Origin of the sequence: Priestia megaterium, assembly GCF_046599315.1 — a bacterium.
Classification (GTDB): Bacteria; Bacillota; Bacilli; order Bacillales; family Bacillaceae_H; genus Priestia; species Priestia megaterium_F.
On the sequence record NZ_JBKIKC010000004.1, the window covers coordinates 267,754 to 282,883 of the forward strand.

General features: G+C 39.6%; 16 protein-coding genes, 1 pseudogene and 1 riboswitch. Of the genes and pseudogenes, 14 read left to right on the forward strand and 3 right to left on the reverse strand.

Annotation, left to right across the window (positions count from 1 at the left end; genetic code table 11):
* Positions 1 to 71 precede the first annotated feature (71 nt).
* From ACLHDF_RS15685 to ACLHDF_RS15695, 3 genes are all read left to right on the forward strand, one after another.
* A complete protein-coding gene (locus tag ACLHDF_RS15685; RefSeq protein WP_413919653.1) occupies positions 72 to 1,016 on the forward strand; it encodes an ABC transporter substrate-binding protein in 945 nt (314 codons plus the stop codon).
* Between the two features lie 79 nt (positions 1,017 to 1,095).
* Positions 1,096 to 2,130 (forward strand): FecCD family ABC transporter permease, encoded by a 1,035-nt coding sequence (locus tag ACLHDF_RS15690; RefSeq protein ID WP_413919654.1) that lies wholly within the window; start codon positions 1,096 to 1,098, stop codon positions 2,128 to 2,130.
* A gap of 5 nt (positions 2,131 to 2,135) precedes the next feature.
* Entirely contained in the window at positions 2,136 to 3,152 is a 1,017-nt protein-coding gene (locus ACLHDF_RS15695; protein ID WP_413919655.1) for a FecCD family ABC transporter permease, read from the forward strand.
* Positions 3,153 to 3,178: 26 nt separating this feature from the next.
* On the opposite strand, the gene ACLHDF_RS15700 is transcribed toward ACLHDF_RS15695, so the two are convergent.
* Entirely contained in the window at positions 3,179 to 3,334 is a 156-nt protein-coding gene (locus tag ACLHDF_RS15700) for a DUF3231 family protein (RefSeq protein WP_413919656.1), read from the reverse strand.
* A 343-nt stretch (positions 3,335 to 3,677) separates the two neighbouring features.
* Between ACLHDF_RS15700 and nei the strand changes: the two genes are divergently transcribed.
* From nei to ACLHDF_RS15755, 11 genes and pseudogenes are all read left to right on the forward strand, one after another.
* Complete coding sequence (gene nei / locus ACLHDF_RS15705; protein WP_413919657.1) at positions 3,678 to 4,496, forward strand: endonuclease VIII; 819 nt, start codon at positions 3,678 to 3,680, stop codon at positions 4,494 to 4,496.
* Positions 4,497 to 4,510: 14 nt separating this feature from the next.
* Positions 4,511 to 4,861, forward strand: a complete 351-nt coding sequence (locus ACLHDF_RS15710) for an FAS1-like dehydratase domain-containing protein (protein WP_413919658.1) — start codon at positions 4,511 to 4,513, stop codon at positions 4,859 to 4,861.
* 280 nt (positions 4,862 to 5,141) lie between these two features.
* Positions 5,142 to 5,579, forward strand: a pseudogene (gene murQ / locus ACLHDF_RS15715) (N-acetylmuramic acid 6-phosphate etherase); the annotation flags it as partial.
* Positions 5,551 to 6,405, forward strand: coding sequence for a MurR/RpiR family transcriptional regulator (locus ACLHDF_RS15720; protein ID WP_413919659.1), 855 nt, complete (start codon positions 5,551 to 5,553; stop codon positions 6,403 to 6,405). The pseudogene murQ and the gene ACLHDF_RS15720, both read left to right, overlap by 29 nt.
* An 89-nt stretch (positions 6,406 to 6,494) precedes the next feature.
* The gene (locus ACLHDF_RS15725) at positions 6,495 to 7,856 is read left to right on the forward strand and encodes a PTS transporter subunit EIIC (RefSeq protein WP_413919660.1); all 1,362 of its coding nucleotides are present in this window, start codon (positions 6,495 to 6,497) and stop codon (positions 7,854 to 7,856) included.
* Entirely contained in the window at positions 7,853 to 8,863 is a 1,011-nt protein-coding gene (locus ACLHDF_RS15730; protein WP_413919661.1) for a MupG family TIM beta-alpha barrel fold protein, read from the forward strand. Before ACLHDF_RS15725 ends, ACLHDF_RS15730 begins: the two co-directional genes overlap by 4 nt.
* 217 nt (positions 8,864 to 9,080) lie before the next feature.
* Positions 9,081 to 9,183, forward strand: a riboswitch (TPP riboswitch).
* A gap of 114 nt (positions 9,184 to 9,297) precedes the next feature.
* Entirely contained in the window at positions 9,298 to 10,575 is a 1,278-nt protein-coding gene (locus ACLHDF_RS15735) for an acetylornithine deacetylase (protein WP_413919662.1), read from the forward strand.
* A 5-nt stretch (positions 10,576 to 10,580) separates the two neighbouring features.
* The gene (tenA, locus tag ACLHDF_RS15740) at positions 10,581 to 11,252 is read left to right on the forward strand and encodes a thiaminase II (protein WP_413919663.1); all 672 of its coding nucleotides are present in this window, start codon (positions 10,581 to 10,583) and stop codon (positions 11,250 to 11,252) included.
* Entirely contained in the window at positions 11,245 to 12,009 is a 765-nt protein-coding gene (locus tag ACLHDF_RS15745) for an ABC transporter ATP-binding protein (RefSeq protein WP_413919664.1), read from the forward strand. The genes tenA and ACLHDF_RS15745 overlap by 8 nt, the downstream gene beginning before the upstream one ends.
* On the forward strand, positions 12,006 to 12,749 hold the full coding sequence (locus ACLHDF_RS15750) for an ABC transporter permease (protein ID WP_413919665.1): 744 nt from the start codon (positions 12,006 to 12,008) through the stop codon (positions 12,747 to 12,749). The genes ACLHDF_RS15745 and ACLHDF_RS15750 overlap by 4 nt, the downstream gene beginning before the upstream one ends.
* A complete protein-coding gene (locus ACLHDF_RS15755) occupies positions 12,746 to 13,756 on the forward strand; it encodes an ABC transporter substrate-binding protein (protein WP_413919666.1) in 1,011 nt (336 codons plus the stop codon). The genes ACLHDF_RS15750 and ACLHDF_RS15755 overlap by 4 nt, the downstream gene beginning before the upstream one ends.
* A gap of 176 nt (positions 13,757 to 13,932) precedes the next feature.
* Here ACLHDF_RS15755 and hxlB read toward each other — a convergent pair whose 3' ends face one another.
* Both hxlB and hxlA read right to left on the reverse strand, forming a co-directional pair.
* Positions 13,933 to 14,490: a 6-phospho-3-hexuloisomerase gene (gene hxlB / locus ACLHDF_RS15760; RefSeq protein ID WP_413919667.1), complete on the reverse strand. Its 558-nt coding sequence runs from the start codon at positions 14,488 to 14,490 to the stop codon at positions 13,933 to 13,935.
* Between the two features lie 10 nt (positions 14,491 to 14,500).
* Complete coding sequence (gene hxlA, locus ACLHDF_RS15765) at positions 14,501 to 15,130, reverse strand: 3-hexulose-6-phosphate synthase (RefSeq protein ID WP_413919668.1); 630 nt, start codon at positions 15,128 to 15,130, stop codon at positions 14,501 to 14,503.

The window sequence follows — 15,130 nt, forward strand, 5'->3', positions numbered from 1 at the left end:
ATATAATGATAACGATTATCAGTTTCAAGAGTCAATTATCTACATAAAGATACAAGCAGGAGGAATGACATTTGAATAAGAAAAAAATAGGACTGCTGGCTTTTATTACAATGCTGGCAATCGGAATGCTTATCGGCTGCAGTAGCACGAATAAGGAAAATTCAGCTGATGAAAAAAATGAAAAAACAAGAGTGGTCAAACATGACCTTGGAGAGACAAAGGTAAAAGAAAATCCAAAGCGAGTAGTCGTATTAGAGTTAGGTTTTATTGATGCATTGTTAGATGCTGGTATTAAACCTGTAGGAGTAGCTGATGATGATAAAGCAGAACAGCTTATTGATAAAGACGTACTAAAAGGAATTAAAGGATATAAATCAGTTGGCACGCGAGCACAGCCGAGCTTAGAATCGATTAAACTATTGAAGCCAGATTTGATTATCGCTGATTCGGAACGCCATAAAAATGTATATAAAGAATTATCGAAAATTGCGCCAACCATTGAATTGAAAAATTTAAATGCTAATTATGATGATTTGCTAAATACAGAGTTAAAAGTAGGAGAAGCAGTTGGCAAGAAAGCAAAAGTTGAAAAAGTGGTAGAAGAGCATAGGCAAAAAATGAAGAATTTAAAAGCAAAAGCACCAAAAAATCCGGGCAATGTACTTGTTATCGCTGATGCAAATGGTAATATTAATGCTAGAACTTCAAATTTCTTTACAACGGGTGTTCTTGAGCAATTAGGCTTCAAAAATGCATTAACAGATCCTACAAAAGAGTACAGTGTAAAAATGACAATGGAACAGCTCGTAAAAGCAGATCCAGACAAACTCATTGTTATGCGAAATGAAAAAGGTCATACGCCTTTAGCAAAACAACCATTATGGAAAGAGCTAAAAGCGGTTAAAAATAATCAAGTGTATGAAGTTGATGTATTTAAATGGTCTCTTCGCCGAAGTGTACAAGGTGCAAATGGTATTGCAGATGAAGCAGAAAAGTTATTATTTGAAGGAAAATAATAACAAAGGAAAGAACAATCCAGCGGGGTTGTTTTTTTCTTTTTATTGAACTTTCAAAGGAAAGGAGGCGCAGTCTACTATGAAAGCTGTCCACGGTTTATCAAAAGGAAATAAATCTCCACTTCGTATAATAGCTATTTTTCTTGCTGTTATCATTCTTTTATTGGTTTCTATGTTTTTATCTATTTCCATCGGTTCTATACATATTTCTTTTGGAACGATTAAGCAAGCTTTACTAGATTTTGACGGATCAAAAGAACAATCTATTATTCAAACTGTCCGTCTGCCGCGCTTACTGGTAACGGCATTTGTTGGTGCTAATTTGGCAGTCGCTGGAGCGTTGATGCAAGCATTAACTAGAAATCCATTAGCTTCTCCTGGTATTTTTGGTATTAATGCTGGGGCATCAGCGGCAATGGTCTGTTTAACGGTTTTAGTGCCCGGTATAGGCATGATTGGTGGTGTATTTGGTGCGTTTATAGGAGGCGCATTTGCTGCTGTTATTGTTTATGTCATGAGTTCGTTGATTAAAGGAGGAGACAGTGATGTAAAGCTTGCTTTAACGGGTGTTGCTATACAAGGTATGCTTATGTCTCTCACGCAAACTCTGCTGATTTTTAATGAAAGCAAAACAGAAGGCGTTATGTTCTGGCTCACCGGTTCAGTTATTGGCCGAGATTGGGGTCATGTTCATGTATTGCTTCCTTTTAGTATCGTGAGTCTGCTTATTGCGTTTGGTCTGGGAAGAGCGTCTTCTTTGTTGTCTTTAGGAGATGATGTAGCTAGAGGACTCGGACAGCGAGTCTTTGCCATTAGAGCGTTCACGGCGGTTGTTGTGATTGTATTAGCGGGTGTTTCAGTAGCAATCGCGGGTCCAATTGGCTTTGTAGGGCTGGTTGTCCCCCATATGGTGCGTTATTTAATAGGTGTAGATTATCGAGTCGTTTTGCCAATGAGCGCGCTTCTTGGTGCATCTTTATTGCTATTAGCAGACGTATTGTCGCGATTTATTACATACCCGTATGAGACCCCTGTGGGTGCAGTAACAGCATTGCTTGGAACGCCTTACTTTATTTACTTAGCGAGACGCAAAAAAACAGAAAGGAAGGCATGAGTTATATGCAGACTGTCAATAAAACAAAAAAGCAACCATCTCGATTCAAGTCTGTCGGCCTGTTTATCATTCTTTCTGTCTTAATTATAGCGCTGAGTGTGATAAGCCTAAGCTTAGGAGACATTAACATACCTCCTCTAGACATTATGACGTCTTTTATTGGTATTGGCGACCCTGACTTGATGTCCATTTTGGTGGAATTTCGTCTGCCTCGTATTTTGCTGGCTATTTTAACGGGAGTTGGTCTAGCTGTATCGGGAGTCGTCGTACAGTCTATTATGAGAAATCCGCTGGCTAGCCCAGATACACTAGGTCTTTCAAGCGGATCAGGATTAGCTGCTGTTGCAGTTACTATTTTATTGCCTTTAGCAAGCCCGTCCGTTTTATCAGTCGCTGCGTTTGCAGGAGGCTCCCTTGTCTTTGTAATTGTCTATTTGCTTGCTTATAAAAAAGGAGTAGAGCCTATTCGATTTGCATTAATAGGCGTAGCGGTCAGCGCTTTTTGTTCATCCGGTATCCACTTGTTAATTTCAAAAGCAAACCCAAACGTAAATGCAGCACTCATTTGGCTGAGCGGCAGCTTATGGGGAAGGACATGGGATCAATTGCTTGGTTTACTTCCCTGGGTGATTATATTACTGCCGTTGATTTGGCTGCTAGCTGCCCGTTTAGATTTAATTCACTTAGGTGATGAAGTTGCTCGAGGGCTAGGGGCTAGAGTAGAGTTAATTCGTCTAGTATTATTAGCAAGCGCGGTGGCAATGACGGCTGCTGTTGTATCGGTTGTTGGTACCATTGGCTTTGTAGGACTTATTGTTCCTCATGTGGCCAAACGGTTAGTGGGACCGAGACATAAAAAACTAATTCCTATAGCCGCCTTGCTTGGCGCTTTGTTTGTACTAGCAGCAGATTTAATTGGGCGAGGAGTTGCTCCTCCGATTGAAATTCCGGCTGGATTAATCATTGGCATTATCGGTGCCCCGTATTTTCTTTATTTATTGTGGAGAGAATCTAAAAAATAAGCTCGCGCTTTAGCGCGAGCTTATTTTTAATCCAAATGAACTTTTGGGAACGGAATATGCGGAGGCTCTTCCAGCCATCCTTGTTCAATACTTATTCTTGATACTTCTTTGGCGTATTCCAAAATTTCAGTCGTGAATGCTGTATATTTTAAAGCGAGATCTAAATGCGGGCTTGTAGACATCGCAAGCCCTTATCCACGTACATTTTCAGTAACCATTGCCGCTATGTGAAACATCATTAGTTTTTCTGAGAATGGAAAAAATGATTGATTGTTCGTGATAAACTCCTCATATATCGGTAATTAACATGTTTCTAAAAGGTTATCAACTAGTATAAGTCAAAGAAAGTAAGATAAACACTATAGAAAGTAAAAAGGTATCAACATTTTACTATAAAAGTAAACGATATGGATAAGTTAAAGGTGCTTTTACTAAAAGAAGGGCGCGACCGCTTCTTTCTTGCAAAGGAGAAATAAAACCGAAATAATAGATGAAGAAAGCTAGGTAAGAAAGGGGTTTCAGTATATGCCAGAAGGTCCAGAAATTAGACGAGCAGCCGATGAAGTGGAAAAAGCGATTATCGGCCTTCCCGTTAGAGAGATATGGTTTGCTTTTCCATCTTTGCAGCACTACGAAGAAGTATTAACAGGTGCTCGTATTCAAAGAGTAGATACAAAAGGAAAGGCTATGCTTATTCGTTTTGACAACGGCTATACAATTTATTCACATAATCAGCTTTACGGAAAATGGTATGTTCGTTCATCTTATAATTATCCATCTACAAACAGACAGCTGCGCCTTGCTATTCATAATGAAAAGAAATCAGCGCTGCTCTACAGCGCTTCTGATATTGAAGTATTGCGTAATGAAGAAGTTCCAGCTCATCCTTTTATATCAAGAGTAGGCCCGGATATCTTGAGTGAAGAAGTAACGGCAGCTGAGCTTTTAGATCGCTTTTACTCTAAGTCATTTTATCGTAGAAAATGGGCGTCGCTGCTGCTAGATCAAAGCTTTATAGCTGGGATTGGAAATTATTTGCGCAGTGAAATCCTATTTGTAGCGGGAATTAATCCTACAGCTCGTCCAGTGGACTGCACGGAAGAACAGCTTAAAAAAGCAGTTCAAGCAACCATATTTCTTGTAAAACAGTCCTATGAAACAGGTGGCATTACAAATGATGTAAAGCTGGTTGAAACGTTAAAAAAGAAAGGCCAAAAGCGCTCTGCATACCGCCACTGGGTTTTTAACCGTGAAGGAGAAGCTTGCCGGATTGACGGCACGCATATTTTAAAAGTGCAAGCTGCTTCTAGAAGGCTTTACTACTGCCCTACCTGTCAAAAATAGCAGGAGATACATTTATGTGGCAAAGAACGTTTCAAGAGGAAGAAATCATGCAGGTTGCGGAGATCACTGGTGACCGGGGCAAACATCATATGGAACGTGATGATAAAGGACGGCTAATGGTTCATGGACTTATGACTGCGAGTATTGGGACAAAGATAGGAGGAGACTTAAAATACATTGCAAGAGAAATGGTAAGTGAATTTCTTCGTCCAGTTTTTGCAGGAGACACGGTTACATGTGAATGCATATTAACTGAAGTAGAAAGAGCAGATAGCTTTCAAAAAGTAAAAATCAAATCGGTTTATCGAAATCAACAAGGTAAGGAAGTACTGATAGGAACAAGTAATGGAATTATTAGAGATTAAAATGAAAGCGTAAATAAAATATGAGGTAGGAATGTTGTTAGAAAAGTCACAGATTCGTGACTTTTTTTATGGCGTTTTTTAAAAATATAATTTTAAAAATAAAGAAAAATATTGGAATTATATTTTAAAGGGATTGTAATAACCATAACTTTACTACAAGATTAAAAAGGAGCTAAAAAGATGAATGAACAGCTTATATTGTTAACCACAGAGTCTCAAAACGAGTAGACAATGAAGATAGATGCAGCTAGTAAAAAAGAAATTTTAAACGTAATGAATAAATGGTAGTTCCCTTATTGGAAAAGAAGCGGATCATAGCATCGATGTAGTAGTAGGTCCAGAAGTTCTAACAGTTTCAACAAGGTTAAAAGTAGCAAGCGCTCATAAAATGATTCTCAACATGATTTCCACCGCGGCTATAATTAAAGTAGGAAAAGTCTATGAAAACTTAATGATAGATGTTCATGTGAGCAATGAAAAGCTTAAAGAAATAGGTATTATTTGTGAAATTACAGGTGTTTCTTATGACCAGACAAGTCAAACGCTCGAAGAAGCAAATAATGAGATAAAAACAGCAGTGGTTATGATTAAAACAAACGAAAATTATGACGCCGCGAAGATATTACTGAATAATGCGGACGGTTATGTAAGAAGAGCGATTGAATATTACGTATATAAGGAGAGAAACGATGTCAACAGGCGGATTAACAATGATTAAAAATACGGTGTCTAAGCTTCCTGATTCGGAGAGGAAAATTGCTGAATATATTTTAAACAACCCGCATACTGTGGTAAACAGTACGGCTGGGGAATTAGGTAGATTAGCGAATGCGAGCAGTGCTGCTGTTATTCGTTTATGTAAATCTATCGGGGTTAGCGGCTTTCAAGAATTAAAGGTAAGAATAGCCGGGGATTTAGCTAGAGATACAGAACAAGGGTATCGGGATATCGAAACAAACGAAACAATTCAATCTATTGTCAAAAAAACTGCAAGCAACAGCATTCAAAGTCTAAGTGATACGGCCGAGCTTGTGAATTATAAAGAAGTAGAGCGGGCTGTTTTGGCGCTGATTGAGGCCAAAAATATTCATTTTTTTGGAATCGGTGCCTCACATATTATTGCTATAGATGCGCAGCAAAAATTTCTTCGAATTAATAAAAATGCTACGGCTTTCGCAGATAGCCATTTAGCAGCTACACTCATCGCAAATGCAAGTAAAGACGATGTAGTCGTGGGTATTTCTTTTTCAGGAGAGACTCCTGAAGTAAGCAACGTCTTATCTTTAGCTAAAAGTCGCGGAGTAAAGACGATTAGCTTAACCAAGTACGGACAGTCTGCAGTTTCGTCTTTAGCTGATATTTGTTTGCATACGTCTTATTCTCAAGAAGCGCCGTTTCGAAGCGCAGCTACATCGTCTCGTTTAGCCCAGCTTTACGTGATTGATGTTTTATTTTTAAGTATTGCAGCGCAGCAGTATGATCAGACGATTGAGTATATTGATAAAACAAGGGATGCCATTCAGTTTTTGAAAAATAAGAAATAAAAAAAGAAAATGTTTACAAAAAGGGAATTTTGTGGTCTGTTTCCTCAGTGTTGTATCCATCTAAGAGGAAAATACAAAGGGGGATTAACATGTCTTTAGATAATCATCAATTAGCAAAGGCTGTTTTGGAGATGCTTGGGGGAGCATCCAATATTGAAGCGTATACGCATTGTATGACTCGGCTACGTGTGACTGTAAAAGATGGTTTAATTGTTCAAAAGGCAGATATACGAAAACTTGAAGGCGTGCTCGGATTAGTTGAAGAAGAAACGCTGCAAATCATTATTGGTCCTGGCAAAGTGAACAAAGTTACAGAGGAATTTGAAAAGCTAATTGATGAATCCAGCAGTATTAACTTAGAAAATCGTGCAGCGCAACGGAAATCGGAGCTGAAAGAAAAAAATGCAACTTCGTTTAAGCTCTTGCTTCGCCGAGTTGCGAGTATTTTTATTCCGTTAATACCTGCCCTTGTAGCATCGGGACTTATTACCGGAGTGACAAAAGCTGTCGTTCAAGCGAAGTGGCTTCCGGCAGATTCACAGGCTGCTATTCTTTTAACCGTCATAGGAAGCGGCTTATTTGCTTATCTTGGTATTTTAGTAGGTATTAATGCAGCAAAAGAATTTGGTGGTTCACCAGCTCTAGGAGGCTTAGCAGGTATTTTAGTCATTAATCCTGCCGTAGCTGATATTAAACTTTTTGGTGAAGCACTTTTACCGGGGCGTGGCGGCTTAATAGGAGTGTTGTTTGCAGCAATTTTTATGGCCGTGTTAGAAAAACGAGTACGTAAATTTGTCCCTCAGTCACTGGATATTATTATTACACCGACCGTTACGGTGTTAATTACAGGAATTATTACGTATGTAGTATTCATGCCAATCGGAGGCTTGGTTTCAGATGGAATCACAAAAGGTCTTTTAGGAGTTTTAGAGGCTGGAGGAGTTATAGCAGGATTTGTTTTAGGAGCAACGTTCTTGCCGCTCGTCATTACAGGACTGCATCAAGGTCTTACTCCTGTTCATTTAGAGCTTATCAATTCCATTGGAGATGATTCGCTTCTTCCTATACTAGCAATGGGTGGAGCCGGTCAGGTGGGTGCAGCTTTTGCTATTTATATCAAAACAAAGAAAAAACGTTTAAAGCGAGCAATTGGAGGCGCTCTTCCTTCAGGACTGCTCGGAATTGGAGAGCCGCTCATTTTTGGAGTCACACTTCCTTTGGGGCGTCCATTCTTAACTGCTTGTCTTGGAGCTGGAATTGGAGGAGCGTTTCAGGCTCACTTCCATATTGCGACTGTAGCGGTGGGAGTATCAGGTTTGCCGCTTACATTTTTAGTTCATGCGCATCAAATTCTTCTTTATTTACTCGGGTTAGTTATTGCTTACGCAGCAGGCTTTATTTGTACCTATTTCTTTGGATTTAACGATGAAATGGCGAGGGAGTTTGAATGATTGGTATTTCGTTTTATTTAAATGATATAAATGCCCAAAAAAGATTAATAGAAGCGAGTGAGTGCGGCGTTACACGTGCATTCACTTCGCTTCACATTCCAGAGGAAAAAGGAGATTTGGCTGAACGGGCAAAAGAATTGCTTCATGTGGCTAGAGATTGTGGAATAAGCGTGTATGCAGACGTATCCAAGCACACGCCGCTCCATTTAGGTATAGAAAGCCTTATGACTCTATCTTCACTTGGCGTATCGGGTATTAGACTAGACGATGGTTTTAGCGTAGAAGAAACTCTTTCACTTGCGAATGAATTTTATATTGCTGTTAATGCAAGTATATTATCAAAGCAAGAAATTGAAGCGCTGTTATCTGCAGGCCTTCATCATCATCAGCTGCTTGCATGGCATAATTTTTATCCGCGTCCTGATACAGGACTTGAAGAAACGTTTTTCCAAAAGCAGACAGATTTATTTAATGAACTTCTTATTCCAGTCTGCGCCTATATTTCCGGAGAAGACGAAAAGAGAGGCCCTATTTATCAAGGTCTTCCTACTAGAGAAAAAGACCGTAATAGATCTCCTTTTACATCTGCAGTAGATTTATACGGATGCGGAGTAACGGAGATTTATATTGGAGATCCATCCGTCAATTTAAATCTATTAAAACGTTTAGTTAAATATCAAGAAAACCACATTATTCCGCTTCGTATTCGTTCACCCCATATAGAGGGAACGTACAGCGTGCGTCCGGATCTATCGAGAGACGTTCTGCGGCTGGCTGATACACGATCTGTAAAGCCAGTCCCGCCGTATCATACAGTAGAACGCAGAATCGGAGCAATTACAGTGGATAATGATGGCTACGGACGTTACAGAGGAGAGGTTCAAATAGCTAAAACGAATCTGCCTGCAAATGCTAATGTTAACGTGATTGGCTATGTTATAGAAGAAGATCATGAGCTGCTTTCATTAGTGAGACCGAGTCAAAAACTTGAGCTTATCACTGTCTAAATGGAAAAAAGCGTATTTTTAAAGAAACTGATAGCTAACTAATAATCTTACAAAAGTAAAGAGCGCACACTGCTAAAAAAAAGTGTGTGCTTTTTAGTGGAATAAAAGGGGATATTTTCTATTGCTATATTATAAACCTTTCTATTGAATAAAACGCTTTACTATGATAAAACTATTACAGGTAAACATATGATAATAGATTAATTTCATAGAGATACAACACCACTAGGGGTGCTTTCGAAGCTGAGAGAGACGAGATGTCTTAACCCTTATAACCTGAACTAGGTAATACTAGCGTAGGAAAGAGGTATTGTAATGAATGTTTTGTATAGGATTTCCTTACGAACTCGTTATAATAATTTTGTGTATATAAACAAAAACACTTCTTTCCGGCGAAAGAAGTGTTTTTTTATGCGTAAAGGAAGGTGTCATACATGGAAGAAACAATTGATTTGCTTGTCAAACAGGTAGAGGAGCGTAAAGGAGAGCTAATCCAGTTATTAACAACTCTTGTTTCATATAAAACGCCAGCTCCCCCTGCACGAAATTCTCATGAAGCGCAGCTGTACGTAGCGGATTTTCTTAAAAACTGCGGTTTCTCCATTGATATGTGGGACTTATATTCCAACGACCCCATCGTAGTGGGTACGTTAAAAGGAAAAAAACCAGCTGACTATCAAAGCTTGATTATTAACGGGCATATGGATGTTGCTGAGGTACAAGAAAATGAAAAGTGGGAGACCAATCCGTTTGAAGCTGTCGTGAAAGATAATACAATAATCGGACGCGGAGTTGCTGACATGAAAGGCGGATTGGCAGGAGCTTTATTTGCAGTGCAGCTTTTAACTGAAGCAGGAATTGAGCTTCCCGGAGACTTAATTTTTGAATCTGTTGTAGGAGAAGAAGTGGGAGAAGCAGGTACACTGCAATGCTGTCAGAAAGGATATACAGCTGACTTTGCGCTCGTAGCAGATACGAGTGATTTACATATTCAAGGTCAAGGCGGAGTTATCACGGGATGGATTACTATAAAAAGCAGCAAAACCTATCATGACGGTACACGCCGAAGCATGATTCATGCTGGAGGAGGACTGTTAGCTGCGAGCGCTATTGAAAAAATGGCAAAAGTGATCGGGGGGCTGCAAGAATTAGAGCGTCACTGGGCTGTTACAAAAAGCTATCCAGGATTTTTACCAGGGACAAATACGATTAATCCAGCGGTAATCGAAGGCGGAAGGCATGCAGCTTTTATTGCAGATGAATGCAGGCTGTGGATCACCGTTCACTATTATCCTAATGAATCGTACGACCAAGTATCAAGAGAAGTTGAAGAATACATTTTAGCTATTGCAAAAGCTGATCCGTGGCTAAAAGATAACCTGCCAACCTTTGAATGGGGAGGCACATCGATGATTGAAGACAGAGGAGAAATCTTTCCGTCATTAGAAATTGATGAAAATCATGCTGGAGTGCAGCTGCTTGCAAATACTCATGAACAAATTGAAGGGAAAAAGCCTCCAATTGATGTGTCAACTAGCGTAACGGACGGCGGTTGGCTAGCCGATGCGGGTATTCCGGCAGCTATTTACGGTCCGGGGAATTTAGCGAATGCACATGCTGTGAATGAACAATTAGATGTGAATCAGCTTGTTCAATATACAAAAGTGATGGTGCAGTTTATTTATACGTGGCTGCATACGCATAAGGAGTGATCATCATGAAATTTAGTGAACGATTATACGGAAAGCTTCAGCCTATTTGGCGTCAAAACCATAATCATCCTTTCGTCCAAGGAATGGGAGATGGAACGCTTGAAAAGGAGAAATTTCGCTTTTATATGATTCAAGATTACCTTTACCTAATTGATTATGCCAAATTATTTGCGATTGGAGCTATGAAAGCTACAGATGTCCAAACAATGGGAAAATTTGCTGCACTTTTAGATTCTACATTAAACGAAGAAATGGGCTTACACCGTGATTATGCCAAGAAATTTGAAATCAGCGAAAAAGAATTAGAAAAAGCGCAGCCATCTCCTATAACACTTGCATACACACACTATATGCTGCACGTTGGTCAAAGCGGAACACTAGCTGAATTAGTGGCGGCTCTTTTACCATGTATGTGGAGCTATTGGGAAATAGGAAAAGAGCTCAGTGAAAAGCCTGGAGCTAACAATGAATTTTACCGTGAGTGGATTGAGATGTACAGCTCAGAAGAATTTGGGGAACTAGCGACATGGTGCATTAACTTATTCGACTTACTTACTGAAGACAAATCAGAAGCGGAATTAGAAAAGCTCGAAGAAATTTTCTTAAATACGACGCGTTTTGAGTATATGTTCTGGGATATGGCTTATAACGAAGCGATGTGGCCGATCCATGAATAAGTCTGTGTTATCTTTCCAAAACGTCAGTTTCACGTACAAAAACGGTGATGAACCGATTTTAAAATCGTTAAACTTAGACGTCAAAGAAGGCGAGTTTGTCAGTATCGTTGGAGCGAGCGGCTCTGGGAAAAGTACATTGTTTCGCCTCATTACAGGTCTCGAACAGCAGAGTGAAGGCGATATAGTTATTAACGGACATTCTTATGAAAAACGTCTTGGAAAAGTAGGCTACATGCCGCAGCAAGATTTGCTGCTTCCGTGGCGCACAATTCTAGACAATGCAGCGCTGCCTCTCGAGCTGCACAATGTGTCAAAAGCAAGTGCTCATAGGCAAGTATCTCAGCTGCTTGAAGAGTTTGGATTAAAAGGATACGAAAACCGTTTTCCAAGTGATTTATCAGGAGGGATGAAGCAGCGTGTGTCCTTTCTACGGACGGTATTAAGCGGTTCTAACGTGCTGCTTTTAGATGAGCCTTTTAGTGCGCTTGATGCCATTACGCGTTTGTCAATGCAGGAATGGCTGCTTGAACAATGGCAAAAGCGTAAGCACACCATCTTATTTATCACTCACGACGTAAACGAAGCGCTTTTTTTATCAGATCGTATTTTTATCTTTTCAGAAAAGCCGGTAAGTCACCTTGAAGAAATTCAAGTGCCGCTTAGTAGGCCTCGAATGCAAAAAGATTTGAATCAACAGCGTGTACTTGATGTGAAAGATTATTTAATTGAACAGCTTAGATCGAAGGTGAATACATGAAAAAGTACGGGGCTTCAGTGATTTTAGTAGTCATTTTGCTGGCTGCTTGGGAAATTGGAGCACGCATTGTAAACTATCCGTTTATTTTACCAACGCCCACTGGTATTTTAACGAAGCTTTGGGATTTGCGAATGGATTTATTGTTTAAGCATTTACCAGCCACGTTATCTATTATCGTAATTGGGCTGGTCATATCTGTTATACTAGGGGTTCTGCTGGCTGTATGGATGAATTGGAGTCCGCTTATTGAGCGTGCTTTCTATCCGCTTATTATTGCCTCGCAAATGATCCCGACAATTGCCATAGCTCCTGTATTTGTCCTGTGGTTTGGCTACTCCATTTGGAGCAAAGTGATTGTGACCGTATTAATTACGTTTTTTCCCATTACCGTTAGCACGTTTGATGGGCTTCGTTCCACCAATAAAGAGTTAAAAGAACTCATGTTAACGATGGGAGCAACAAAAAAAGATATTTTCTTTAAGTTGAATATTCCTTCTGCACTGCCTCATTTTTATTCGGGGCTCAAAGTAGCAGTTACGCTTAGTGTAATAGGCGCTGCCATTGGGGAATGGCTAGGTGCGCAAGCAGGTTTAGGATATTTCAGTCGTCGCATGATGACACAGTTTGATGCAACGGGTGTATTTGCACCAATTGTGATTTTATCCGCGCTTGGTATTTTATTCTTTATTATTGTAGTAGGTTTCGAAAAACGTTCATTAAAGTGGAGGAAAACAGAATGAAAAAATGGTTTGCGATTGGCTTAAGTTTGCTGCTTGTTTTGATGCTCGCTGCCTGCGGTCAGAACAAGGAAAATAAAGCTGGTGAAAGTAAAAAATTAAAAGATGTTACAATTATGCTTGACTGGTACCCAAATGCAGTGCACAGCTTCATATACGCTGCACAAGAAAAAGGATATTTTAAAAAAGAAGGGCTGAATGTAAAAGTGCAGTTTCCTGCTAATCCAACAGACTCGCTTAATTTAGCAGCTGCGGGAAAAGTCACGCTCGGCCTCTACTATCAGCCTGACGTGGCAATGGCACGAGCAAATGAAGATGTGCCCGTAAAGTCGGTAGGAGCGATTGTAAGATCTCCGCTAAACCGAGTTGTGGCGTTGAAAGATAGCGGTATTAAGCGTCCTAAAGATTTAGAAGGAAAAGTGGTAGGCTATAGTGGAACACCATTAAGTGAATCTGTTCTGAAGAAAATGGTAAAAAGCGATGGAGGAGATCCTAATAAAGTAAAACTAGTAGACGTAGGGTTTGAATTAAATTCATCGCTGATTAGCAAAAAAGTAGATGCCGTAATAGGTGCGTATATTAACCATGAGGTACCATTGCTTCATAAAAAGGGATACAAAACGGTTGATATTGATCCTTCAGATTACGGCGTACCATCTTATTATGAGCTGGTGGCAGTTACAGGGGATCAAACATGGGCAAAAGATTCTGATACGATTAAAGCGTTTTGGCGTGCCGCGACAAAAGGGTATGAATATACCGAGAAGCATCCACAGGAATCACTTCAAATTTTGTTAAATAATCAAGATAAATCAAACTTCCCGCTTGAAAAAGACGTGGAAACGAAAAGTTTGAATATTTTACTTCCAAAAATGAAGTCTGAGCAAGGTTTCGGCAGTCAAACGAAGGAATCATGGCAGTCAAATGTTGACTGGTTAAAAGAGTCAGGGTTAATTAAGAAAGAGCCAAATGTAGATGACATGTTTGAGAATATTGGAGAATCTAAGTAAATAGTTTAAAAGTTGCAGAGCAGCCGTTTCATGGAGATGCAATAAAAGTTGAATAGAGATGTTGAAGAAACAAAGTTAACGATAAAGTACATTTAGTTTCTATATGAGATAAGTGGATATTTCGTTATATAGAAGGTTTCAATACAAAAAAGGTCTTGCCTAAGCAAGACCTTTTTTTATTCTAAATTTGCGTGCTTTCCGTACATTGTATGAGTATCAAGTTCTTTCTTCTCCATGAAGCGGAGAATAAGCGCATCGTAAAAGAGAAGAAGCGTTTGTTCAAACAGTGATGCCATAGGCTGCACTGTTTTATAACTGCTTTGTTCTTGATCCTTCGGAGCACCGGGCAGCTTCACAATAAAGTCAGCCAGCTTGCCAAGCGTTGAATCGGAGGAAATCGTGACTACTCCAACTTTTCCTCCAAGTTCTTTTGCTTTTTGAGCTATAGGAATTAAGCTTTTCGTTTCGCCAGAACCTGATCCGATGATTAATAAATCATCTTGTGTAAATGTGGAAGTTACGGTTTCTCCAATTACATAAGCATCAATGCCCATATGCATCATACGCATAGCAAGCGACTTGCCCATAAGGCCTGAACGGCCTGCTCCTGTGACAAACACTTTTTTAGATGAGATGATGCTATTTACAAGCTGTTCAGCTTCATCGTCAGCGATTAGAGCTGTTGTTTGTAAAAGTTCATTCATAACCTTTTTTAAATGTTCGCTCGTATGCATAGAAAGCTCCTTAATTTGTAATAAGCTCTTTCATTTGAGAAGCAACTGATTTTTTATCGTCTTGGCTCGTAATGCCGCCGCCAACGATGACAAGGTCAGGCTGTGCCTTTACCACTTGAGGTAAAGATTCTAATTTAATGCCGCCAGCAACGGCGGTTTTTGCATTTTTTACAACGTTTTTGATTGTTATTAAATCTTCAAAAGAGTTTTGGCCAATCGCTTGAAGGTCGTATCCTGTGTGTACACAAATATAATCAACGCCAAATTCGTCTAACTCTTTCGCACGTGCTTTAATATCTTTTACCCCAATCATATCGACTAGAATTTTTTTGCCTTGTTTTTTTGCTTCTTCAACTGCACCTTTAATCGACATATCTTCAGCCACACCTAAGATGGTAATGATGTCTGCTCCGGCTTGAGAAGCTTGCTGTACTTCATAACCAGCTGCATCCATGATTTTTAGGTCAGCTAATACTTTTAAATTAGGAAATGCTTCTTTAATTTCTTTAACGGCGCGAAGCCCTTCATTGATTACAACAGGCGTACCGATTTCCACGATATCAATATGTTCTTCAACTTCTTTTACTACCTCTTTTGCTTGAGGGATGTTCACAAGATCCAATGCTAATTGTAATTCCAT

Coding starts and splice junctions, on each gene's coding strand:
- hxlA (WP_413919668.1), bottom strand. CDS start 15,130: ATGGAATTACAATTAGCATTGGATCTTGTGAACATCCCTCAAGCAAAA.
- tenA (WP_413919663.1), top strand. CDS start 10,581: ATGAAATTTAGTGAACGATTATACGGAAAGCTTCAGCCTATTTGGCGT.
- ACLHDF_RS15755 (WP_413919666.1), top strand. CDS start 12,746: ATGAAAAAATGGTTTGCGATTGGCTTAAGTTTGCTGCTTGTTTTGATG.
- ACLHDF_RS15735 (WP_413919662.1), top strand. CDS start 9,298: ATGGAAGAAACAATTGATTTGCTTGTCAAACAGGTAGAGGAGCGTAAA.
- ACLHDF_RS15750 (WP_413919665.1), top strand. CDS start 12,006: ATGAAAAAGTACGGGGCTTCAGTGATTTTAGTAGTCATTTTGCTGGCT.
- ACLHDF_RS15745 (WP_413919664.1), top strand. CDS start 11,245: ATGAATAAGTCTGTGTTATCTTTCCAAAACGTCAGTTTCACGTACAAA.
- ACLHDF_RS15690 (WP_413919654.1), top strand. CDS start 1,096: ATGAAAGCTGTCCACGGTTTATCAAAAGGAAATAAATCTCCACTTCGT.
- ACLHDF_RS15710 (WP_413919658.1), top strand. CDS start 4,511: ATGTGGCAAAGAACGTTTCAAGAGGAAGAAATCATGCAGGTTGCGGAG.
- hxlB (WP_413919667.1), bottom strand. CDS start 14,490: ATGCATACGAGCGAACATTTAAAAAAGGTTATGAATGAACTTTTACAA.
- ACLHDF_RS15720 (WP_413919659.1), top strand. CDS start 5,551: ATGTCAACAGGCGGATTAACAATGATTAAAAATACGGTGTCTAAGCTT.
- ACLHDF_RS15730 (WP_413919661.1), top strand. CDS start 7,853: ATGATTGGTATTTCGTTTTATTTAAATGATATAAATGCCCAAAAAAGA.
- nei (WP_413919657.1), top strand. CDS start 3,678: ATGCCAGAAGGTCCAGAAATTAGACGAGCAGCCGATGAAGTGGAAAAA.
- ACLHDF_RS15725 (WP_413919660.1), top strand. CDS start 6,495: ATGTCTTTAGATAATCATCAATTAGCAAAGGCTGTTTTGGAGATGCTT.
- ACLHDF_RS15695 (WP_413919655.1), top strand. CDS start 2,136: ATGCAGACTGTCAATAAAACAAAAAAGCAACCATCTCGATTCAAGTCT.
- ACLHDF_RS15700 (WP_413919656.1), bottom strand. CDS start 3,334: ATGTCTACAAGCCCGCATTTAGATCTCGCTTTAAAATATACAGCATTC.